Genomic DNA, 20479 nt, shown 5'->3' on the forward strand with positions numbered 1-20479 from the left:
GGTTCAATGCGATAACAGGAATAAGCCGAAACCTGCCGTGAATGTCGCACAATAGTCTTCATCGGGTGCTAAGACGGGTGCCGCAATCAGCCGCGCATCGTGCCACACCCCCGGCGTGACCAGCGCCGCCGCCCGCGCAATACCCGCTGCGCGCCAGTCCGGCAGCTGCGCCAAGCCCTCGGCCCCCACCGCCCGCACCTGCCCCGGCCCCGGCCCCGTCACCCGCCAACGCCTGTCCCAAACCGCACCCAAAGCCACCTCTGGCCCAAGGCTACGCGGCTCGCGCAGCAGCAGCGCACCGCCCGCGCGCGGCACCAGCCGACAGCCCCACAGCGTCGCCGCCCGCCCCTCGCGCAGCGCCTGCACCATCCGCGCCAGCGCATCGGCGCGCGGCGGGTACGTCGCCCCCGACAGCCACAGCAATGCGCCCTGCATCAGCCGCCGCGCCACCTCATCGGGCAGTGCTGCAAAGCCCGCGCGGTCAATCTGCAGCGCCCCTGCCCGCTCTACCACCACCGACGCCGCCGCCTGTGCCACCAGCCCGCGCACATCCGCCTGCACCGCCGCCAGATTGCGCGCAACCAAGGCCAACCCCTCGGCGGTGATTCCCACCTCGCCCAGCCCCGCCAATGCCCGGCGCATCTTCACCCGGTCAAAGCCCTCGTCGTCGTTGCTGGGATCATCGACAAACCACAGCCCCCGGCTTTGCACAAACCCGCGCAACGCCGCCCGCGTCACCCCCAGAAAGGGCCGATGAAACCACACGCCCCCCTGCTGCCACCGGGGCCGCATGCCCGACAACCCGTCCAGACCCGCCGCCCGCGCCAGCCCCAAGAGCAGCGTTTCCGCCTGATCATCCGCCGTATGCGCCACCAGCACCGCCCCGATGCCCCGCGCCTGCGCCCACTCGGCCAGCAACCCATAGCGCGCGCGCCGCGCCGCATCCATCAGGTTGCCCGCCACCACGCCATGCTGCCAGTGCAGCACCTCATGCGGCAGACCCAGCCCGGCACAAACCTGCCCCACCTGCGCCGCCTCGCCTGCCGAGGCCGCCCGCAAGCCATGGTCCACCGTCGCCACACACAGCGGCCGTCCCTCAGCGACCGCCGCCACCAAGTGCAGCATCGCCATCGAATCGCCGCCGCCCGACACAGCCAGCCCGACACAGCCCTGCCCCGGAATCGACGAAAGCGCCCGACGGGCGCTTTCGATCAGGTCAAGGTCGGGCAAAACAGGATCGCCCAAAGGCCGGTCCGGCGCGCTCACTGGCACTGAAACCCTTGCATCGCCACCTGCGCCTGCGTCGCCGCCATGCTGCCGGGATAGCGCGTGCCCACCTCGGCCAGCGTGACGCAAGCCTCGGGCGTCTGCCCCAGCACCCCCAACTGCTCGCCCAGCTTCAGCAGGCTGTCGGCGGCAAATGGCCCGTCCGGGTTCACCGAAAACGACTCCAGATACGCCCGCGCCGCATTCGAGGTTTCCCCCAGTTGCACCAGCGCCTCGCCCCGGCTGAATTGCGCCTCCTGGCTTAACGGCGAGCCAGGATAGGATTGGGCAAAGGTCGCAAAGAGGTCCGCGGCGGTGCGAAAGTCACCTTGACCGAGCACCGCCCGGGCCCGGTCAAAATCCGCCTGCTCGCCAATCGCCAGCTCTGCCCCGCCCGAAAACGGTGCCGAAGGTTCCTCAATCACCACCGCATTGGGCGCTTGCGCAGGGGCCGCAGCCCCGCCGCCCGCAGCAGCCGTATCACCACCCAACAGCGGCGTGGTGCCAACCGTGGCGATGTCACAGCCCGGTGTCACTTCGCACAGCCGGAATTCCAGATCGCCGATCCGGTTCGTGCCATCGCTGACCACCCGGTTCAGCCGCAGCTCGATCTCTTCGGCCCGCGCGGTCAGCCGTGACAGCTCGGACTCGATGGTGTCCATCCGCTGCAACGCCGACCCACCGGCCAGCGCCCCGCCAGACGCGCCGGTCTGCACCAACTCCGTCTTAAGCTGGGTGAACTCCGCCGAAAGCGAGCCAAGCTCGGCCCGTATATCAGCCAGCGTCTGGGTATTGGCCTGCGCGAACGCAGGCCCCCCCATCACCACCAGCGCCGTCAAGGCAGCACGCAGCATCCGCTTACGCCCCCGCGCCTACCGACAGAACCGTCACCGACCGGCGGTTCTGCGAATAGCAGGCCTCGCTCGAACACACCTCAATGGGGCGCTCCTTGCCATAAGGCACTGTTCTCATCCGATTCGCCGGAACACCTTGAGAAATCAAAAGTTGATGAACAGATGCTGCCCGGCGCGCACTGAGCCCGATGTTGTATTCCTTGGTGCCCTGCTCATCTGCATGGCCTTCAACAATTACAGCGTATGACGGGTTTGCCATCAACCACTGTGCCTGCCCCACTACAATCTGACGCGCCTCAGGTGTCAGCGTGTGCTGGTCCACCGGGAACAGAACCCGGTCACCGACGCGCTGGTTGAAATAGGCGACAGAGGCCGGGTTGTTCGGATCACCCAGACCCGTGGTGTCGACAAAACCGCCACCCGCGCCACCGGCACCGCCTGCGCCCCCACCGGCACCACCGGCACCGAAACGGTCGGGGTTGTTACAGGCTGCCAGCCCAAAGGCAGCGACAAGGAGAAGGGCCTTGGGAAGAAGCGTCATCATCAGTTTCCTTTTGTTCTCTGGCGCGATTGGCCAGCATACTATCAGATGTGCCGCGCCCTGTGAATCGGGCGCGGCGGAATGGGTCAGGGCAACAGCGGCGACCATGCAGGGTCAGATGCGGCCCCATCGGTCGAAATCTGGCGCAGGTTGCGGCCCGAGATATCCACCGAATACAGCGCAGCCTCGCCGCCCGCACCGCTGGTTTCGCGGGTGAACATGATCACCCGGCCATTGGGGGCCCAGGTCGGACCTTCATCCAGGAAGGACGCAGTCAGCAAACGCTCCTCACTGCCGTCGGTGCGCATCACGCCGATGTGGAACCGGCCCTGATGCTGCTTGGTAAAGGCGATCATATCGCCGCGCGGGCTCCAGACCGGGGTGCCATAGCGCCCCTGCCCGCCCGACACGCGCCGCCCCTCGCCGCCACTGGCGGGCATGATATACAGCTGCTGCGTGCCCGAACGGTCGCTTTCAAACACGATCTGGCTGCCATCGGGCGAAAAGCTGGGGGCCGTTTCAATCGACGGCGCATTGGTCAGCTGCTGCAACCCGCCCGACCCGATGTCGAGCATGTAGAGGTCCGAGTTCCCGCCACGTTCCAGCGAAAACACCACCCGCCCGCCATCGGGCGAAAAGCGCGGGGCGAATGTCATGGTGCCGTCCTGTTCGGCAAGGCTTTGCGTGCGCAACGACCCCACATCCATCAGCGTGATGCGCGGAAAGCCCGAGGCATAGCTGGTATAAAGAATGCGGTCGCCGGTGGGCGAAAAGCGCGGGGCCAGCACGATGGAACTGCTGTCGGTCAGATACTGCACATTCGCGCCATCGTAATCCATCACCGCCAGCCGCTTCAGCCGCTGGTTCTTCGGCCCGCTCTCGCTTACGAACACCACGCGGGTGTCGAAATACCCGCCTTCGCCGGTGATGCGGCTATAGGCGGCATCGGCCACCTTATGCGCCATCCGCCGCCAGGTCTGGGTGGTGCCGGCAAACTGCAACCCCTCGCCCAGTTGCTGGCCGGAAAACACGTCGAACAGCCGGAACTTCACCACGATCCGGTCGCCCGACACCGTCACCGCCCCGGTGATCACCGCCTGCGCGTTGATCGCCTTCCAGTCCTCATAACCGATCGAGCTGTCAAAGCTGCTGACCCGCGCGATATGCGCCTCGCGCGGGATCTCGCGGAACAGCCCGGTGCCCTGCAAGTCACTGGCGATCACCCGGGCGATGTTGCGCGCGTATTCGCCCGCCCCGCCCTCATCGACGAAATCAGGCACCGCAAAGGGCAGCGGTTCGATCACGCCTTCGGTGATCTCGATGCGCAACGGCCCCGACTGCGCCTGCGCGGGGGTCTGGGCCCCGAACAGCGCCAGCAGGGCAATTGCCACGGCGGATATTGAAAAGCGGTTCACTGTCATCATGGCCTCGGGTTGTCCTCGGTCTGTCGCGGGCAGCATAACGCAGCCATCGCCGGGGAAAGGGGGAAAAGGAACCGCAAAGGCTCCGTTTCGGCGTGTTTTGGCGCAAACGTGATCATCGCATCCGCATTCCATCAGGGTTGAACACCAGTTCCATCTCGCGCCACTGGTCATATTTCTCGGGCGGCAACGGGAAACCGCGCGCGCCACAGCGGATGATCGCCCGCCGCGCCGCCTCGAACGCACCGCGCGCGCCCGCATCGGTACCGCCGCTCGCGTCGATCAGCCGGATCGAGCCTGCGTCCGGCACCCCGTCCTGCCCCACCGAAACGAACACCACCACCGTGGTGTTGAGCGCATCCGACGACAGGCTGCCGACGTTCCAGCACTGCTGCACCGCCACCCGCATGGCATCGCGCTCGCCGCCGGTCATCGGCGGGCCCTGCGGCGCGTTGGTGGCCCCGGTCGGCGCCGGGGTTTCCGCCGCCATCGCTTCGGCCAAAGCCGCCGCCACAGCATCTGCATCGGTGTCGGTCGCGGGGGCCGGTGTCGGTTCTGGCGCCGGGTCCGGCGTAGCCGCCGCCGCCGTCTCTGTCGGCGGGGCCTCGCTGCGCACCGGGCGGCCGCGCGGGCGCGGGCTGCTGGGCGGCGCACCAGAGGCTATGATCTCCTCATCCCGGTTGGCCTCGGTCTCCAGCACGGTGCCCGCCTCTTCGGGGGCGGCCTCCGGCTCTTCCGGCTCCACGATTTCCGGGGCCTCCACCGGGTCCGGCGTCACCGCTTCGACCGGGGCTTCCGCCACCTCCACCACAGGGTCGGGCGCGTCCACCGGCACCGGGGCCACACGCGGCGCGGGCTTTGGCCGCGGGCTGGCGGTCGGCGGCAAGGGCACTTCGGGAATGGGGTCAGGGTTCACCGGCAGGGGCAAGGCATCGGCCACACCGTTGTTTTCCGGCAATGGCTCGGGCTCCGGCACCGGCGCGGGGGCCGCCTCCGGCTCGGGCAGATCTGCCACCACCGGCGGCGGCGGTTGCACCGGCGCAGGCGTGTCTGCTGGCGCAGGTTCGGGCGCGTCCTCTGCCACTGGTTCGGGCGCAGGCGCGGGTGTCGAAGGCACCGCCGCCACCATCGCGTCAAACTCCGCCGAAGATATCAGCGACACCTCCGCCACCTCGACCGGCGGCGCATCCTTGCGCTGAAACAGCCAATCCCCCAGAATCACCCAGAGGATCAAAGCCGCATGGCCCGCGCCGGAAATGAGGGTGCCCGTCTGCATACCGCCTGCGTGTTCCCAATCGGCCTTAGTTGCCGGTGCCGTTCATCGCAGGCCCGTCCGTATCGGTCACCAGACCGATGGAATTGAACCCGCCCGCATTCAGCGCGCCCATGACCTCCGCCACCCGCTGATAGGGGATCGCCCCATCGGCGCGCAAAAACACCTTGTTCGTCGTCCGCTCTGCCGCAATTGCCGTCAGCCGCAGGATCAGCTCGTTCACCGGCACATCGGTGGTCTGAATCAGCGTCCGCCCGTCCGCCGTCAGCGTAATGGTCAGCGGCTCTTCCTGTTCGGTCGGCAAGGCACTCGCGGCTGACCGGGGCAGTTCCACCGGAACCCCCACCGTCAGCATCGGCGCCGCCACCATGAAGATGATCAAAAGCACCAGCATCACATCGACAAACGGCGTGATGTTGATCTCGTTCATCGCCGCCGATTTGCCGCGACGCCGCCGCCCCGTCCCGCCGCCCGACCTTTGCTGAACCCCGCCCCCCATGGCTCAGGCGTCCAGCTGGCGCGACAGGATGGTCGCGAATTCATCGGCAAAGCTCTCATAGCCGCCAAGAATGCGCTCACTGTCGGAATTCAGCTTGTTGTAGAATACCACCGCCGGAATGGCCGCGACCAGACCGATACCGGTGGCCAGCAGCGCCTCGGCAATGCCGGGGGCCACGACGGCAAGGTTGGTGTTCTGGCTGATGGCAATCTGCTCAAAGGCGTGCTTGATGCCCCAGACCGTGCCGAACAGCCCGATGAAGGGCGCCGTCGCCCCGGTGGTCGCCAGAAACGACAACCCGTTGTTCAGCCGCTCACTCTCGCGCGCGATGGCCACATTCATCGCCCGGTCGATCCGCGCCTGCGCGCCCGCAATCAGGGCGCCATCCTGCCGATGGCTGCGCCGCCATTCCAGCATGCCGGCGGCGAAAATCTTTTCGCTCGCGCCCTCGGGCGTCGGCCCGATCTTCTCGAACAGCTCGTCCAGCGGCTCGCCCGACCAGAAAGCGCGGTCAAACACCTCGGCCTCGCGCCGCGCCAGACGGTACAGGATGTGCCGCTGCACAATCGTCGCCCATGACCAGAAGGACATGACCATCAGCATGATCATGACGACCTTCACCGTCAGCGTCGCGCGTGCAAAAAGGGCGATCAAAGAGAAATCAATCTCCTGCGCCATCGCAAGGGTTTCCGTTTCCATTACGCCTGCTCTTGTTATCGGGGCCTTGGTGACCGCCTGTTGCCCTGATTCTATCCGGATTTGAAGCGGATTGCCAACACAACTGCGTCACATGGCAGCGGAGCGCTGAAACCTGCTGTAACAGGCTGGGGAGAGGGTGAAGGTCCGACTCTGGCCGCCATCAAGCCAATGCGCGAACCGGGCGTCTTGCGGTCACACTGCGCCAGCGCTCCGCGCCCGCCCCCCCTCCAGCAAACCCCTCACCCCCTCTGGTATCCGAACCGGGCCCATTGCCGCGCCCACGCACACCAGCACCACCCGCGCCGCAAACAGCCGCTCTTCCCCGCGCCAGACCACCTGATCCAGCACGATCCGCGCGCCGCCCAGTTCCACCAGCCCGGTTTCCACCACCAGCACATCATCGAACACCGCCGGCCGCAGGTAATCCGCCTCCACCCGCCGCACGGCAAAGACAATCCCCTGCTCGGCCCGCAGCCGCGCCTGATCCACGCCAAGCGCGCGCACCCATTCGCTGCGCCCCCGTTCGATGAACCGCAGATAATTGGCGTAATAGACGATGCCCGCCAGATCGGTATCCTCATAATAGACCCGAAGCTCAAACCGATGCGCCACACCCGTCCCCTTTTTCACACGCCACGGAACCTCTCGCCCCGCGCTGCGTTCCCCAGCCAACTAACCGGAGTCCCCTATGCACCGCGCCGCCCTTATTCTTGCCCTGACCCTCGCCACCCCCGCAACCGCCGAAGAGGTTGGCCGCGTCGGCGTCGACTGGGTCGGCAATGACATCATCATCGAAAGCGTGGCCGACCCCAAGGTGCAAGGCGTCACCTGCCACATTGCCTATTTCGACCGGTCCTTGATCGACCGGCTGTCGAACGGCAACTGGTTCGAAGACCCGTCCTATTCCGCGGTCGACTGCGTGCAGACCGGCCCGATCACTGTGGGCAACATCAGTCAGGGCCGCAAAGGCGAGACGGTGTTTTCGCAGCGTCAGTCGCTGATCCTGAAATCCGTGCGCGTCACCCGCATCCATGACACCGCCAACAACGCGCTGATCTATCTGGCCCATGCCAATGAACTGACCCAAGGCTCGGGCAAGATGTCGATCTCGGTCATCCCCCTCGCCGCGCCCTAACCACTGATCCGCGCCGCCAGCCGCAACGCGTGGCTGGCGTCCCGCCCCACCACCGGCAGCACCGGGTGATAGGCCGCGCGGATCACCGCCGCCACTTCGGGGCGCAGCACCGCCCGGCCCTCCACCTGCCCCAGCGGCGACGCCCCCGCAAATGCACCCTCACTCCATGTCAGCATCATCTGCGCCGCCTGCGACAGTGCCAGCGTCTCGGCGGGCAGGTCCGACAGATGGCCGTCCATCCGAACCAGCACGAAACAGGCCTTGATCGCGTCGCCCGGCTCAAAACGGAACACCCGGTACTGGTTGGCCCCCGCCGCCTCCAACCGGTCCAGCAGCGGCATCAACCCGGGAATCAGCTGGTCAAGCTTGGGCACCCCGCGCAGCTCATCCCAGTCGCGCACGAAAAACAGCATCAGGTTGGCACCCAGTTCGGTGTCGGTCTCGGCCATGCTGTGGCCCGCCAGCGCCACAACGGCCTCGACCGCACCCTTGATCACCCCAAGGGTCGCATCCTCCACCCCGAACACCACCGGCACGATGGGTCGCCCCCAGCGCGCGCACAGATAGCTGCCCTCCGCTCGCGTGAACAAAGCCCCGATCTGATCCGCGTCCATATCCACCCCCGTCTGCTGCCCCGCCCTTAGCGCCGCCCGCCGGTCCTGACAACGCCCCGGCTTTGCACCTTTCCAAAATACTCCTGCCAGAGGCATCCCTACGGCCACACCCCGCGCTGGACTCGGCACACCGAAGACCCGATATAGTACCCATGTCCCTGCCACCCGGATTCCTCGATGAATTGCGCACCCGGATCTCGCTCTCACAGATCGTGGGGCGCAAGGTCACCTGGGACATGCGCAAATCCAACATGGCCAAGGGCGACTGGTGGGCCCCCTGCCCGTTCCATCAGGAAAAATCCGCCAGCTTCCATGTCGATGACCGCAAGGGGTTTTACTATTGCTTCGGCTGCCATGCCAAAGGCGATGTGCTGACCTTCATCAAAGAGTCGGAAAACACCGGCTTCATGGAGGCGGTAGAGCTTCTGGCGCGTGAAGCCGGCATGCCGATGCCCGCCCGCGACCCGAAAGCGGCGGAAAAGCAGGATCACCGCACCCAGCTGGTCCAGGTGATGGAAGAGGCGGTGAAATGGTTCCGCCTGCAACTGAAAACCGGGGCCGCAGCAGACGCCCGCGCCTATATTGCGAAGCGCGGGCTGTCCGATGCGGCGGTCGACCGCTGGGAAATCGGCTTTGCCCCCGATGCCCGGCAATCCCTGTTAACCGCCCTGATCCAGAAAGGCTTCGTCGCCGACCTGATCGTGGCCTCCGGCGTCTGCGCCAAGGCGGATGACGGGTCGATCTACGACCGGTTCCGCGGTCGCATCATCTTCCCGATCCGCGACGCGCGCGGCCGTGCCATCAGCCTTGGCGGCCGCGCGATGGACCCGAACGCCCGGGCCAAATACCTCAACGGGCCAGAGACCGACCTTTTTGACAAAGGCCGCAACCTCTACAACCACGCCCCGGCGCGCGAAGCGGCGGGCAAGGGCCAGCCGCTGATTGTGGCCGAAGGCTATATGGATGTGATCGCCCTGTCCGAGGCCGGGTTTCAGGCCACCGTGGCCCCCCTCGGCACCGCCGTCACCGAAGACCAGCTGCGCCTGATGTGGCGCATCGCGGATGAGCCGGTGATCGCACTCGATGGCGACACGGCGGGCATCCGCGCCGCGCTCCGCGTCATCGACCTCGCCCTGCCGCTCTTGGAGGCCGGCAAGGGCCTGCGCTTTGCCGTGCTGCCGCCGGGGCTGGACCCGGATGATCTGATCAAGAGCCAAGGCGCGCCCGCCATGCAAAAGGTGATCGACACCGCTCAGCCAATGGTCAGCCTGCTGTGGCAACGTGAAACAGAGGGGAAGGTTTTCACTTCGCCAGAAACCCAAGCCGCCCTCGAAGCCAGACTCGAGGCGCTAACCGCGCAGATTCGCGACAGGCTGATTAAGCAGCGATACAAAAAAGTACTCGGTAGACTGACCAGCGATCTATTCTGGTCACAGAATGGCAAAAAATCAAAAACTCCCAAGAAAAAGGGCGCTTGGTCTATCAAGGACGAAAACGGCCCGCCCATGGCCAGCACCAAGCAATCCCTGCTCGCCACCCCCGAAGGTCAGGTGCAGGACACCTTGCGCGAAGCGGTGGTGCTTGCCGCCTGCATCCATCACCCCGGCCTGATCGCCCGCTTCGAGTCGGCGTTGGAGCGGTTGGATTTCGTCGGCCATGGCCATGACACCCTGCGCAGCCTGATCCTCTATCACCAGTCCGCCCCCGATCTGCATGCCGTGTTGATGGAACAGGCCCCGCTGCCCACCGAAACCGTCCTGCTGCACCCCCATGTGCGCATCACCGCCGCCATCAGCGCCAGTGCCCCGGATGACGCCGCCGAACACTGTCTGGCCGAGGCGCTGGCCCGCCTGCAGGCAGATCGCGCGCACAGGCTTGAAATCAGCGAGGCTGAAGACGATGTAACAGGGGTGGCCGATGAAGGGCTGACCTGGCGCGTGTCCAAAGCCGCCGAGGCCCGCCACTCAGCCGCGCGCGGCCCGCAGGATGCCAAGGGCGAATCAGTCATCGCCCCGAACGGCATCGAACTGGACCGGGACGAGCTGAACCGCGCCCGTTCGCTGCACCAATCGATCGATTTCACCCGGGGTGGACGAGGTGGTAAGCAATGAGTAACCCTTTTCCCGACCTATCGGGCAAGAAAAGCCACCTTACGACCTGTAATCCGGTGTGATTCGCGGTATTGATTCGAAAACGAGCGCACCGATTCGCCCTTCGCGCCCTCAAGGAGCACCCATGGCCCTGAAAGACACCGACGACGGCAAACCCGAAGCAGACGAGGCCGATGTCTCCCTCGACATGAGCCAGGCCGCCGTCAAGAAGATGATCGCCGACGCACGCGAGCGTGGGTACATCACTTACGAACAGCTCAATCAGGTCATGCCGCCCGAACAGGTGTCGTCGGAACAGATCGAAGACGTCATGTCGATGCTGTCCGAAATGGGCATCAATGTGATCGAGGATGACGAGGTCGAAGACGGCGAACCGGCTCTGGGCGGCGCTCTGGTCGAAACCTCCTCCAGCTCGCGCGACGTGGCCGTCGCCGGCTCCACCACCGAAACGCTGGACCGCACCGATGACCCGGTCCGCATGTACCTGCGCGAAATGGGCTCGGTGGAACTGCTGTCGCGCGAAGGCGAAATCGCCATCGCCAAGCGGATCGAGGCCGGACGCAACACCATGATCCTCGGGCTTTGCGAAAGCCCGCTGACCTTTCAGGCCATCACCATCTGGCGCGACGAACTTCTGAACGAAGACATCCTCCTGCGCGATGTGATCGACCTTGAAGCCACCTTTGGCCGCAGCCTTGATGGCGAAGAAGACATGGATGGCCCCATCGGCGCCCCCGATCTGGAAGGCGTCGATGTCACCGCCGCCACGGCCCCGCGCCGCGCCGAGTCGTCGGAACCGGAACTGGACGCCGACGGCAACCCGCTCATGCGCAGCGATGACGATGACGATGATGACGAAGCGTCCAACATGTCGCTCGCCGCGATGGAAGCGGCGCTCAAGCCCAAAGTGCTGGAAACGCTTGCCATCATCGCCCGCGACTACGTCAAGCTGGCCGATATGCAGGAAGCGCGGATGACCGCCACCCTGTCGGAAAAGGCCCGCTTTTCTTCGACGGATGAGGCCGCGTACCAGAAACTGCGCTCCGAAATCGTGGTGATGGTGAATGAGCTGCACCTGCACAACAACCGGATCGAAGCGCTGATCGACCAGTTGTACGGCATCAACCGCAAGATCATGACCATCAACTCCGGCATGGTCAAACTCGCCGATGCCGCCCGCATCAACCGCCGCGAATTCATCGACGAATACCAAGGCTACGAGCTGGACCCAAGCTGGTGCGACCGCATGGCCGCCAAGGGCGGTCGCGGCTGGCAGGCGCTGATGGAACGCTCACGCGACAAGGTCGAAGAGCTGCGGGCCGAAATGGCCGTGGTCGGCCAGTATATCGGCGTCGACATTTCCGAATTCCGCCGCATCGTCAATCAGGTGCAAAAGGGCGAGAAAGAGGCACGTCAGGCCAAGAAGGAAATGGTCGAGGCCAACCTGCGTCTGGTCATCTCCATCGCCAAGAAATACACCAACCGCGGTCTGCAATTCCTTGATCTTATTCAGGAAGGCAACATTGGCCTGATGAAGGCCGTGGACAAGTTCGAATACCGCCGCGGCTATAAATTCTCCACCTACGCCACCTGGTGGATCAGGCAGGCCATCACCCGATCGATCGCCGATCAGGCCCGCACCATCCGTATCCCGGTGCACATGATCGAGACGATCAACAAACTGGTCCGCACCGGCCGCCAGATGCTGCACGAAATCGGCCGCGAGCCAACGCCGGAAGAATTGGCCGAAAAGCTGCAGATGCCGCTGGAAAAGGTTCGCAAGGTGATGAAGATTGCCAAGGAACCGATCAGCCTCGAAACCCCGATTGGCGACGAGGAAGACAGCCAGCTTGGCGACTTCATCGAAGACAAGAACGCCATCCTGCCGCTGGATTCTGCCATTCAAGAAAACCTGAAAGAAACCACCACACGCGTTCTGGCCTCCCTCACCCCCCGCGAAGAACGCGTGTTGCGCATGCGCTTCGGCATCGGCATGAACACCGATCACACGCTGGAAGAAGTCGGCCAGCAGTTCTCGGTGACCCGCGAACGCATCCGTCAGATCGAAGCGAAGGCGCTGCGCAAACTGAAGCACCCGAGCCGGTCTCGGAAGCTGCGGAGTTTCTTGGATCAGTGAGCATGCAACGCAAAGTCTCTGCACTCACGAAAGAACGTGCCTTTGCGACAATTAAAATAGTCGCGAAGGCATCGTTAGCTGGTGAACTGGCCCTTACCTATTCCGAACTGGCGCGCAGACTTGGCATGTCGAAAGTCAATGGCCAAGGACTCAGCAGCTATCTAAACGAAGCAGCAGCGCTGTGTGCCGAACACGGGCACCCAAATGTCTCCGTGCTGGTCGTGTCAAAGGATAGCCTCGATAGTGGTGCGCCAATGCCGTCAGAGGGTTCATTCGCTGACGGATTTTACGCCAGCACTGGGCTAACCAGAGATGACATCCCCGCAGAGCAAGATCGCGTCAGAGCATATGATTGGCGGTCTGTCAGATCACTGAACCTCGACTAACTGGCCTGTCAGTGGGTTTTCGGTTGACCAATGTTCACCCTTCCGTAGGGCGGGGTTCACCCCGCCTTTGGTCGCGTGCGGCGGGGTGAACCCCGCCCTACCGCTTTTTGCCCGGCAGCGCCGATTGGGGCAAGGCTGCCGCGCCCGCCCTTGCCTCGCCGTGCAAAACCGACCATTCTTGCCCGACACGCTCGGAGCCGTCACATGACCTCATTTCTCTCCCGCCTGCTCGGCAAATCCGCCGCCACTCCCCCGGCGGCCCCCGAGCCCATCCTGCACAACGATTTCCGCATCTTTCCCGACCCGATCAAAGAGGGCAGCACCTTCCGCATCGCCGCCCGCATCGAGAAAACCATCGCGGGCGAGGTGAAAACCCACCGGCTGATCCGCGCCGACACCCGCGCCACGTTGGACGAAGCGACCGAGGCGTCGGTCACCAAGGCCAAACAGGCCATAGACCAGCTGGGCGACACGCTGTTCGGCTGACCCTGTCAAGGCACGCTGTGGGCTCGCCCGCAACAGACGCACCCGGCACCTGAAACCGGCCAGCCCCCCCCGCCATGCTCACGCCGGGTCGCCCTCCACCACCTCCCAGGCCTCTCCCATCGCCACGATACAGGCCCGCCCGTCGGTGTAGCTTTGCACCAGCGTCCAGTCGCCGCGCGGCGTGGTCCAGACCTCCATCACCATCTCAAGGTTGCGCACCCCCTGCCCGGCCAACTGCGCGCCATAGGTCAGGGTCAGGCGCTGCAACATCTCGGCACGCGGCGCGCAGATCACCTCGGCAATCGGCGACCCGGCAGCCCCGGACGCAGGCAGCACAACCTGCCAAAGCAGGGACAGGCAGACCACAGCGGGGATGATTCTGCTGCTCATGCAGAAAATTGTAACACAGGAATGACGCATACCAAGCATCCTGCCAGCCTGCGCTTAATCTTGTCTTGCCGTCGCGCGCGCCGGTCCCCGGCGCAGCCCGCCGGCGCACAAACGTCATGCGCAAAGCCATACGTCCGCCATACGCAAACCCGACGCACATCAGCCCCCCTGAGTCCGCGCCGCCACACATCCCCCCCCAGATCATGTGCCCACAACTTCGCCCTAGCCCAGATCGCTGGCTTGCCCCTATAGTCTGTGCATATCAACCCGGAGCATACCGGGACCAGAGGCAGGCATATCAACGAACAAGCGAGGAGGGAGCCAATGCGCTGCCCATTCTGCGGCAATATCGACACCCAGGTGAAGGACTCGCGCCCGGCCGAGGATCATGTCGCCATCCGGCGCCGGCGCTTCTGCCCGGCCTGCGGCGGGCGCTTCACCACCTATGAACGCGTGCAATTGCGCGATCTTGTGGTCATCAAATCCAGCGGCAAACGCGAGGATTTCGACCGCGACAAGCTGGAACGCGCCATCCGCATCTCGATGCAAAAGCGCCCGATCGACCCCGAACGGATCGACCAGATGATCAGCGGAATCGTGCGCCGGCTGGAATCCATCGGCGATACCGACATCCCGTCGCGCACCATCGGTGACATCGTGATGGAAAGCCTCGCCCGGATCGACACCGTGGCCTATGTGCGTTTTGCCAGCGTTTACAAGAACTTCCAGGCCGCCGACGATTTTGACAAATTCGTCAGCGAACTCCGCCCGGGTGAGAAACCCGAAGAGTGAGCGCCACCGACGAAGACCATATGGCACACGCCCTCGCGCTTGCCGCGCGGGGGCTGGGCCGCACCTGGCCCAACCCGGCCGTCGGCTGTGTGATCACCCGCAAGGGCCGCATCATTGGCTGTGGCTGGACCCAGCCCGGAGGCCGCCCGCACGCCGAACGCCGCGCGCTGGATCAGGCGGGCGATGCGCGCGGTGCCACCGCATACGTGACGCTGGAACCCTGCGCCCACCACGGCCACACCCCCCCCTGTGCCGGGGCGCTGATCGCGGCGGGCGTCGCCCGCGTGGTAACGGCCCTGACCGACCCCGACCCCCGCGTGTCGGGCAAGGGCCACGCCATGCTGCGCGCGGCGGGCATCGCAGTCACCGAAAATATCCTTGCAGAACAAGCCACTCGCCTGAACGCAGGCTTCCTCAAACGCGTGACCCAAGGCCTGCCCTTCGTCACCCTGAAACTCGCCACCACTCTCGACGGGCGCATCGCAACCGCCAGTGGTGAATCGCGCTGGATCACCGGCCCGCAGGCCCGGCGCTATGTCCACGGACTGCGGCTGACCCATGATGCCGTGATGGTCGGTTCCGGCACTGCGCGCGCCGATGACCCCGACCTCACCGCGCGCGACATCGGGGCCACGCATCAACCGGTCCGCATCCTGCTGGACCGGACCCTCAGCCATTCCCCCGAAAGCCGCCTCGGCCTGACCGCGCAGCAGCATCCGGTCTGGGTTTTGCACAGCCCCGACGCCCTGCCGCAGGCGCAAGCCGCATGGTCAGCCACCGGGGCGCGACTGCTGCCCTGCCCCTTGGCACACGGCCATCTGGACCTGACAGCCGCCCTGAAAATCCTTGCCGCGCAAGGCATTACCCGCATCTTGAGCGAAGGCGGCGGCACCGTCGCTGCCGCGCTGATCGCAGCCGGACTTGTCGATGACCTGATCCACCTGACCGCCGGCAGACTTATCGGCGCCGATGGCACCGCAGCGCTCGGCCCGCTCGCCCTGCCTCGTCTGGCCGACGCCCCCGCCTTCCGGCTGATCGCGCAGCAAAGCCTCGGCCCCGATACGCTGACCCAGTGGTCGCGCCCTTAAGTCATTGCACCTGCTGCAAATACTCCCAGCGGAGTGGCCCCCGCTGCAGGTTCACTGTCGCGCCATCACCTTGGCGATGGCCGCCGGCATCATACCGGTCTGATCGCCGAAAACCCGCACACCCTTGCCTTTCTCCCACAACGCCACCAGCAGCCAGTCGCGGTACATCGCGATAGCCCCTTCCGTGATGTCGCAGGCGTGCGGCTGGCAGCCGCTGGCCACCACCCAATCGCCCACCGTCTCGAAGGTGGTCGCAACCGAGATGATCCGCTGGGCATCCAGCAACCCCTCCGCACCCATCTGAGCCAGCAGCCGCCCGCGTTGCTCGGGGGCCGACAGGAACTCGCCGGGATGGCGGCCCAGCCAGGCCGCTGGCGGCGCGGTCGCCGGGATGCCGCTCGGCGGCTGCGGCAGCGCAACCTCACGGATGGCCGCCGCTTTCCCGTCCCAATGAAACGCCACCGGCCCCTCACCCGGGCGCATCGACGGCAGGGTCACGATCACCGACTCGGCGTCCCAACTGACCTCGGCAAGGTCCGAACAGGTGCCAAACCGGTCGGTTATCCGAACCTTACCCGGCCTTGTGTCCAGCCAGACAAATTCCGCCGGGCAGGCAGAGCCGCCAGAGGAGACGGACAGCAGCACCACATCGCCAAGCCGCTCGCCAAAGGACACATAGGGCATCCCTTCAAACACAAAGCCCTGCCCGCCGATGGTCAGCACAGAATCGACCCCCTGCTGCGTGAGTGTCGCCGTGCCCGACGGCGTCTCGATCCGGTTATAGGTATCTTGCGCCTGCACAGGCCCCGCGACACAGGCCATCAGGCCCAGAACAGGCATACGCATGATCATCCCTACCCTTCTGCAAACAAATCACTTTGTCCCGGTGCCCGTGGTGCCTCCAGCCCCAGATGCCGCCAGGCCTTGGCCCCCAGCATCCGCCCGCGCGGGGTGCGCAGGATCAGGCCCTGCTGCAACAGATACGGCTCGATCACCTCTTCAATGGCATCGCGCGGCTCGCTCAGGGCCGCGGCAATCGTCTCCACGCCCACCGGGCCGCCGCCGTAATTCTCGGCCAGCAGCACCAGATAGCGGCGGTCGGCCCCGTCAAGGCCAAGGTGATCCACCCCAAGCCGCGTCAGCGCCCGGTCGGCCAGCGCCCGGCTGATCCGCCCGCCCTCTTCCACCAGCGCGAAATCCACCACCCGGCGGAGCAGGCGCCCGGCAATGCGCGGCGTCCCGCGCGCGCGCCGCGCAATCTCGCGGCAGCCCTCCGGCTCGGCCTGCACGCCCAGCAGCCGTGCACCCCGGGTCACGATCTCGAACAACTCGGCCTCGGTATAGAATTCCAGCCGTGTCGGAATGCCGAACCGGTCGCGCAAGGGCGTGGTCAAAAGCCCCAGCCGCGTGGTGGCCCCCACCAGCGTAAAGGGCTGCAACTCAATACGAACCGTCCGCGCCGCAGGCCCCTCGCCGATCACCAGATCCAGCGCAAAATCCTCCAGCGCCGGATACAGCACTTCCTCCACCACCGGAGACAAGCGGTGGATCTCGTCGATGAACAGCACATCGCGCGGTTCCAGATTGGTGAGGATCGCCGCAAGATCGCCCGGTTTGGCCAACACCGGGCCAGAGGTCATGCGAAACCCCACCCCCAGCTCGCGCGCCATGATCTGCGCCAGCGTGGTCTTGCCCAAGCCCGGTGGGCCGTGAAACAGCGTGTGGTCCATCGCCGTGCCGCGCATCTTCGCGGCCTCGATGAACACGCGCAGATTGGCACGCGCATCTTGCTGGCCGATGAATTCGTCCAGCCCCTGCGGGCGCAGGGCGCGGTCAGTGTCTTCGGGCAGGCGCTCGGGGCGCAGGGCGGGGTCTGGCTGCAACATGGCAGAACAATCCCCGAACGCCGGGGGTTTTGCAAGCTGTCAGATCAGACCCAAGGACCGGACCTGGGTGCTGATCCAGACATGGGCCGCCCGCCCACACGCGGGATCGAAGACCGTGCCACCGGCTGGCGCGTCACCCGCATCTTCTCCAGCGCGGCAATCCGGTTGGCGGTGTTGGGGTGGGTGGAAAACAGCTTGTCATGCGCATGGGCATGCAAGGGGTTGATGATAAACATATGCGCAATCGCCGGGTTGCGTTCCGCCGCATTGTTGTCGATCCCCTTGGCAAAGCTCTCGATCTTGTGCAGCGCCGATGCCAGCCACGACGGCTCACCACAGATCTCGGCCCCGACCCGGTCGGCCTCATACTCGCGCGACCGCGAGATCGCCATCTGCACCAGCGCCGCCGCAAGTGGCGCAAGGATCATCAGGGCAATCGTCCCGATCATGCCGCCGGGCCGCTCCCGGTCGCCGCCAAAGAACAGGGCGAAATTGGCCAGCATGGAAATCGCACCGGCAAAGGTCGCGGTAACCGTCATGATCAGCGTGTCATGATTGCGGATATGGGCCAGCTCATGCGCCATCACCGCCGCCACTTCCTCATCCGTCAGCCGCCGCAAAAGCCCGGTGGTCGCCGCCACCGCCGCATTCTGCGGGTTGCGCCCGGTGGCAAAGGCATTGGGCTGGTCGGTGTCGATCACATAGACCTTGGGGCGCGGCATCCCTGCCCCGTCGGCCAGCCCGTTGACCATCCGCACCAGACCCGGCGCGCTGGTCTCGTCCACCGCCTTGGCCCCGGTCATCGACAGCACAGCCTTATCAGAATTCCAATAGGCAAACAGGTTCATCGCCGCCGCTACCGCCAGCGCGATCACAGCCCCGCTCGTCCCGCCCAGCATGGCGCCCAACCCCATGAACAGCGCCGTCAGCGCCGCCATCAGCATGAATGTCTTGACGTAGCCGCCCATCGGTCCCCTCACGTTTGCTGCAAAATATATGGGAAACCCACGCCCACTTGAAAAGAGCAACGGGTCAATTCGTCCTGTGAAATACAGCTTTTCCAAATGCTCAGGGGGGAAGCCGCCGGCGGGGGGCAGCGCCCCCTACTTCGGTGCCAGCAGACGCAACGCCTGACGGATGATCGTCGCTGTCTCGGCCTCGGGCTCTTCCCCGGCCACCGTCGCCACCGCCTGCGCGGCGTCGCCATGGCCATAGCCAAGGTTCAGCAGCGCCGACAGCGCATCGGCAGTGGCCCCGGCGCGCCGGGCCGGGCCCGCGTCGGGTTTTGTCGCCTTCTTCGGGGCCGGAACCGGGGCCATATCCTCGATCACAGACTCGTCCGCCTCGGCCCGCGCCGACAGGCTGACGCCTGCGGCCATCACCGCCGGGGCCTTGGCCTTCAGCTCCAGTATCACCCGCTGCGCCAGTTTCGGCCCCACACCCGGTGCCGCCTGTACCGCCCGCGCATCGCCCAGCGTGATGGCCCGCGCCACACCTTCGGCCCCCAATGCGCCCAGAATCGACAGCGCGGCCTTGGCCCCCACACCCTGCACCGTCACCAGCAGCCGGTGCCATTCCTTTTCCAGCATGGTGGGAAAGCCGAACAATTGCAGCAGATCCTCGCGCACCAGCAGCTCGGTATACAGCGACACCGGCTCCCCCAGCAGCGGCAGGCTGGCCATGGTGCGGTCAGACACATGCACGATGTATCCCACGCCGCGCACGTCGATCAGCACTTCGCCCGTACCGCGCCAGTCCAGCCGGCCCGAGATTTTCCCGATCATCCTGCCGCCCTTTTCAATGCCGACTCCAGCCGCCCTGCCGATTGCAGATGATGCGCATGGCAGATCGCAATGGCCAGCGCATCCGCCGCGTCCGGCCCGGCAATCACCACGCCGGGCAGTTGCAGCCGCACCATATGGTCGACCTGCACCTTGGCGGCATGGCCCACACCCACCACGCATTTCTTCACCGCATTGGGGGCGTATTCCCCCACCTCCAGCCCGAACTGCGCAGGCACCAGCAGCGCGATGCCCCGAGCCTGCCCCAGTTTCAGCGTGGCCACCGCATCCTTGTTCACAAAGGTATGTTCGACCGCCGCCGCCTCGGGTTGCCAGAGCTTGATCACCTCGGTCAGTTGCGCGTGCAGACTGCGCAGGCGTTCGGCCAGCGACCCCTCTGCCCCATCGGAATGACAGATGCCATTGGCGACATGCGTGAGGCGCGCGCCGGCCACGTCGATCACGCCCCAGCCAAGGTTTCGCAACCCCGGATCGATTCCCACAACCCGCATCCCTGCCCGCATCCCTGTTTTCCGGTCTGTCTGTTTTGCAAGGGCTAGCACGAAAGGGGAACATTCGCCAAGCCAATTCCCCACGCAGGTCACAATCGGCCCCTTCATCGGGCCCCCGGTTACAGCGCCGTTACACTTCGGGCCTGATTGCGACACCTCGCGTGCGAAAGACGACGACTTGCGCCAAATCCTTAAAATAAAGGCAAAAATTGGCCGATCGCCCATGCGTTTGCTGCATGGCAGCCATGCCAAGCCGTCCTCTTGCTTTGCACATGCAGCATTGTTATCTGGCAAAGCGAGGGCAAAAATGCCTCTCAGTTACGCAGTTTAAAAAGGATCACCGCAATGGCCGCCTATGAGACGACCCGCACGGCGCCGTTCGGCGCCATCTCGATTTTCCGCGCCGTTCAGGGCGTCGGCAGCATGTTCGCCGCCGTTTCCGCCTGGAACGATGCCCGTATTACCCGCAAAGCCCTGTCCAAATTGTCGGACCGTGAGCTTGACGATATCGGCCTGTGCCGCGGCGACATCGAGACCCTGACCCGCTGAACCGGACCCCGGCCCAGGTGCCGCACCGGTCCCGCATAAGGATCAGCCGAATGACATAA

22 protein-coding genes are annotated in these 20479 nt (G+C 65.3%); 7 read left to right on the top strand and 15 right to left on the bottom strand.

From position 1 onward, the window contains the following. Nucleotides 1-3: 3 nt before the first annotated feature. The 8 genes from tilS to ybgC all read right to left on the bottom strand — a co-directional run bounded on the left by tilS (nt 4) and on the right by ybgC (nt 7165). Nucleotides 4-1266: a tRNA lysidine(34) synthetase TilS gene (tilS, locus tag EEB11_RS05050; RefSeq protein WP_135429343.1), complete on the bottom strand. Its 1263-nt coding sequence runs from the start codon at nt 1264-1266 to the stop codon at nt 4-6. Further along, nucleotides 1263-2120 (bottom strand): tol-pal system protein YbgF, encoded by an 858-nt coding sequence (ybgF, locus tag EEB11_RS05055; protein WP_135429344.1) that lies wholly within the window; start codon nt 2118-2120, stop codon nt 1263-1265. The genes tilS and ybgF overlap by 4 nt, the downstream gene beginning before the upstream one ends. Nucleotides 2121-2124: 4 nt before the next feature. Then, nucleotides 2125-2661, bottom strand: a complete 537-nt coding sequence (gene pal, locus EEB11_RS05060; RefSeq protein ID WP_135429690.1) for a peptidoglycan-associated lipoprotein Pal — start codon at nt 2659-2661, stop codon at nt 2125-2127. An 86-nt stretch (nt 2662-2747) separates the two neighbouring features. Further along, nucleotides 2748-4082, bottom strand: coding sequence for a Tol-Pal system beta propeller repeat protein TolB (gene tolB / locus EEB11_RS05065; RefSeq protein WP_135429691.1), 1335 nt, complete (start codon nt 4080-4082; stop codon nt 2748-2750). Between the two features lie 115 nt (nt 4083-4197). Then, entirely contained in the window at nt 4198-5358 is a 1161-nt protein-coding gene (locus EEB11_RS05070; protein WP_135429345.1) for a cell envelope biogenesis protein TolA, read from the bottom strand. 25 nt (nt 5359-5383) lie between these two features. Then, a complete protein-coding gene (tolR, locus tag EEB11_RS05075; RefSeq protein ID WP_135429346.1) occupies nt 5384-5854 on the bottom strand; it encodes a protein TolR in 471 nt (156 codons plus the stop codon). A gap of 3 nt (nt 5855-5857) precedes the next feature. Further along, nucleotides 5858-6553 carry a protein TolQ gene (gene tolQ / locus EEB11_RS05080; RefSeq protein ID WP_135429347.1) on the bottom strand — a complete coding sequence of 232 codons (696 nt, stop codon included), beginning with the start codon at nt 6551-6553 and terminating at the stop codon, nt 5858-5860. Between the two features lie 192 nt (nt 6554-6745). Next, nucleotides 6746-7165, bottom strand: coding sequence for a tol-pal system-associated acyl-CoA thioesterase (gene ybgC, locus EEB11_RS05085; RefSeq protein WP_135429348.1), 420 nt, complete (start codon nt 7163-7165; stop codon nt 6746-6748). Between the two features lie 76 nt (nt 7166-7241). Here ybgC and EEB11_RS05090 point away from each other — a divergent pair, with 76 nt between their 5' ends. Then, complete coding sequence (locus EEB11_RS05090) at nt 7242-7688, top strand: CreA family protein (RefSeq protein WP_135429349.1); 447 nt, start codon at nt 7242-7244, stop codon at nt 7686-7688. On the opposite strand, the gene EEB11_RS05095 is transcribed toward EEB11_RS05090, so the two are convergent. Beyond that, nucleotides 7685-8302 carry a hypothetical protein gene (locus EEB11_RS05095; protein ID WP_135429350.1) on the bottom strand — a complete coding sequence of 206 codons (618 nt, stop codon included), beginning with the start codon at nt 8300-8302 and terminating at the stop codon, nt 7685-7687. The two genes, EEB11_RS05090 and EEB11_RS05095, sit on opposite strands and share 4 nt — an antisense overlap. 152 nt (nt 8303-8454) lie before the next feature. Here EEB11_RS05095 and dnaG point away from each other — a divergent pair, with 152 nt between their 5' ends. The 3 genes from dnaG (at nt 8455) to EEB11_RS05110 (ending at nt 13422) form a co-directional block, all read left to right on the top strand. After that, nucleotides 8455-10413, top strand: coding sequence for a DNA primase (dnaG, locus tag EEB11_RS05100; protein WP_135429351.1), 1959 nt, complete (start codon nt 8455-8457; stop codon nt 10411-10413). A 124-nt stretch (nt 10414-10537) separates the two neighbouring features. Further along, entirely contained in the window at nt 10538-12550 is a 2013-nt protein-coding gene (gene rpoD, locus EEB11_RS05105; RefSeq protein ID WP_135429352.1) for an RNA polymerase sigma factor RpoD, read from the top strand. 590 nt (nt 12551-13140) lie between these two features. Beyond that, entirely contained in the window at nt 13141-13422 is a 282-nt protein-coding gene (locus EEB11_RS05110) for an HlyU family transcriptional regulator (RefSeq protein ID WP_135429353.1), read from the top strand. Nucleotides 13423-13500: 78 nt separating this feature from the next. On the opposite strand, the gene EEB11_RS05115 is transcribed toward EEB11_RS05110, so the two are convergent. Further along, nucleotides 13501-13812: a hypothetical protein gene (locus tag EEB11_RS05115; protein WP_245298778.1), complete on the bottom strand. Its 312-nt coding sequence runs from the start codon at nt 13810-13812 to the stop codon at nt 13501-13503. Between the two features lie 324 nt (nt 13813-14136). On the opposite strand from EEB11_RS05115, the gene nrdR reads away from it, so the two are divergent. Then, entirely contained in the window at nt 14137-14604 is a 468-nt protein-coding gene (gene nrdR, locus EEB11_RS05120) for a transcriptional regulator NrdR (protein ID WP_103332883.1), read from the top strand. Further along, nucleotides 14601-15692 (top strand): bifunctional diaminohydroxyphosphoribosylaminopyrimidine deaminase/5-amino-6-(5-phosphoribosylamino)uracil reductase RibD, encoded by a 1092-nt coding sequence (gene ribD / locus EEB11_RS05125; protein ID WP_280950252.1) that lies wholly within the window; start codon nt 14601-14603, stop codon nt 15690-15692. Before nrdR ends, ribD begins: the two co-directional genes overlap by 4 nt. Before the next feature lie 51 nt (nt 15693-15743). On the opposite strand, the gene EEB11_RS05130 is transcribed toward ribD, so the two are convergent. From EEB11_RS05130 to ruvC, 5 genes are all read right to left on the bottom strand, one after another. Further along, a complete protein-coding gene (locus EEB11_RS05130) occupies nt 15744-16538 on the bottom strand; it encodes an Ivy family c-type lysozyme inhibitor (RefSeq protein WP_135429355.1) in 795 nt (264 codons plus the stop codon). A gap of 8 nt (nt 16539-16546) precedes the next feature. Then, complete coding sequence (ruvB, locus tag EEB11_RS05135) at nt 16547-17578, bottom strand: Holliday junction branch migration DNA helicase RuvB (protein WP_135429356.1); 1032 nt, start codon at nt 17576-17578, stop codon at nt 16547-16549. A 44-nt stretch (nt 17579-17622) separates the two neighbouring features. Next, on the bottom strand, nt 17623-18546 hold the full coding sequence (gene htpX, locus EEB11_RS05140; RefSeq protein ID WP_135429357.1) for a zinc metalloprotease HtpX: 924 nt from the start codon (nt 18544-18546) through the stop codon (nt 17623-17625). Nucleotides 18547-18681: 135 nt separating this feature from the next. Continuing rightward, nucleotides 18682-19362 carry a Holliday junction branch migration protein RuvA gene (gene ruvA / locus EEB11_RS05145; protein ID WP_135429358.1) on the bottom strand — a complete coding sequence of 227 codons (681 nt, stop codon included), beginning with the start codon at nt 19360-19362 and terminating at the stop codon, nt 18682-18684. Beyond that, a complete protein-coding gene (gene ruvC, locus EEB11_RS05150; protein ID WP_135429359.1) occupies nt 19359-19871 on the bottom strand; it encodes a crossover junction endodeoxyribonuclease RuvC in 513 nt (170 codons plus the stop codon). Before ruvC ends, ruvA begins: the two co-directional genes overlap by 4 nt. 345 nt (nt 19872-20216) lie before the next feature. Here ruvC and EEB11_RS05155 point away from each other — a divergent pair, with 345 nt between their 5' ends. Continuing rightward, nucleotides 20217-20420, top strand: a complete 204-nt coding sequence (locus EEB11_RS05155; protein WP_135429360.1) for a DUF1127 domain-containing protein — start codon at nt 20217-20219, stop codon at nt 20418-20420. Nucleotides 20421-20479 lie beyond the last annotated feature (59 nt).

It is taken from the genome of Pseudotabrizicola sediminis, from assembly GCF_004745575.1.
In the GTDB taxonomy this organism is placed as follows: domain Bacteria; phylum Pseudomonadota; class Alphaproteobacteria; order Rhodobacterales; family Rhodobacteraceae; genus Pseudotabrizicola; species Pseudotabrizicola sediminis.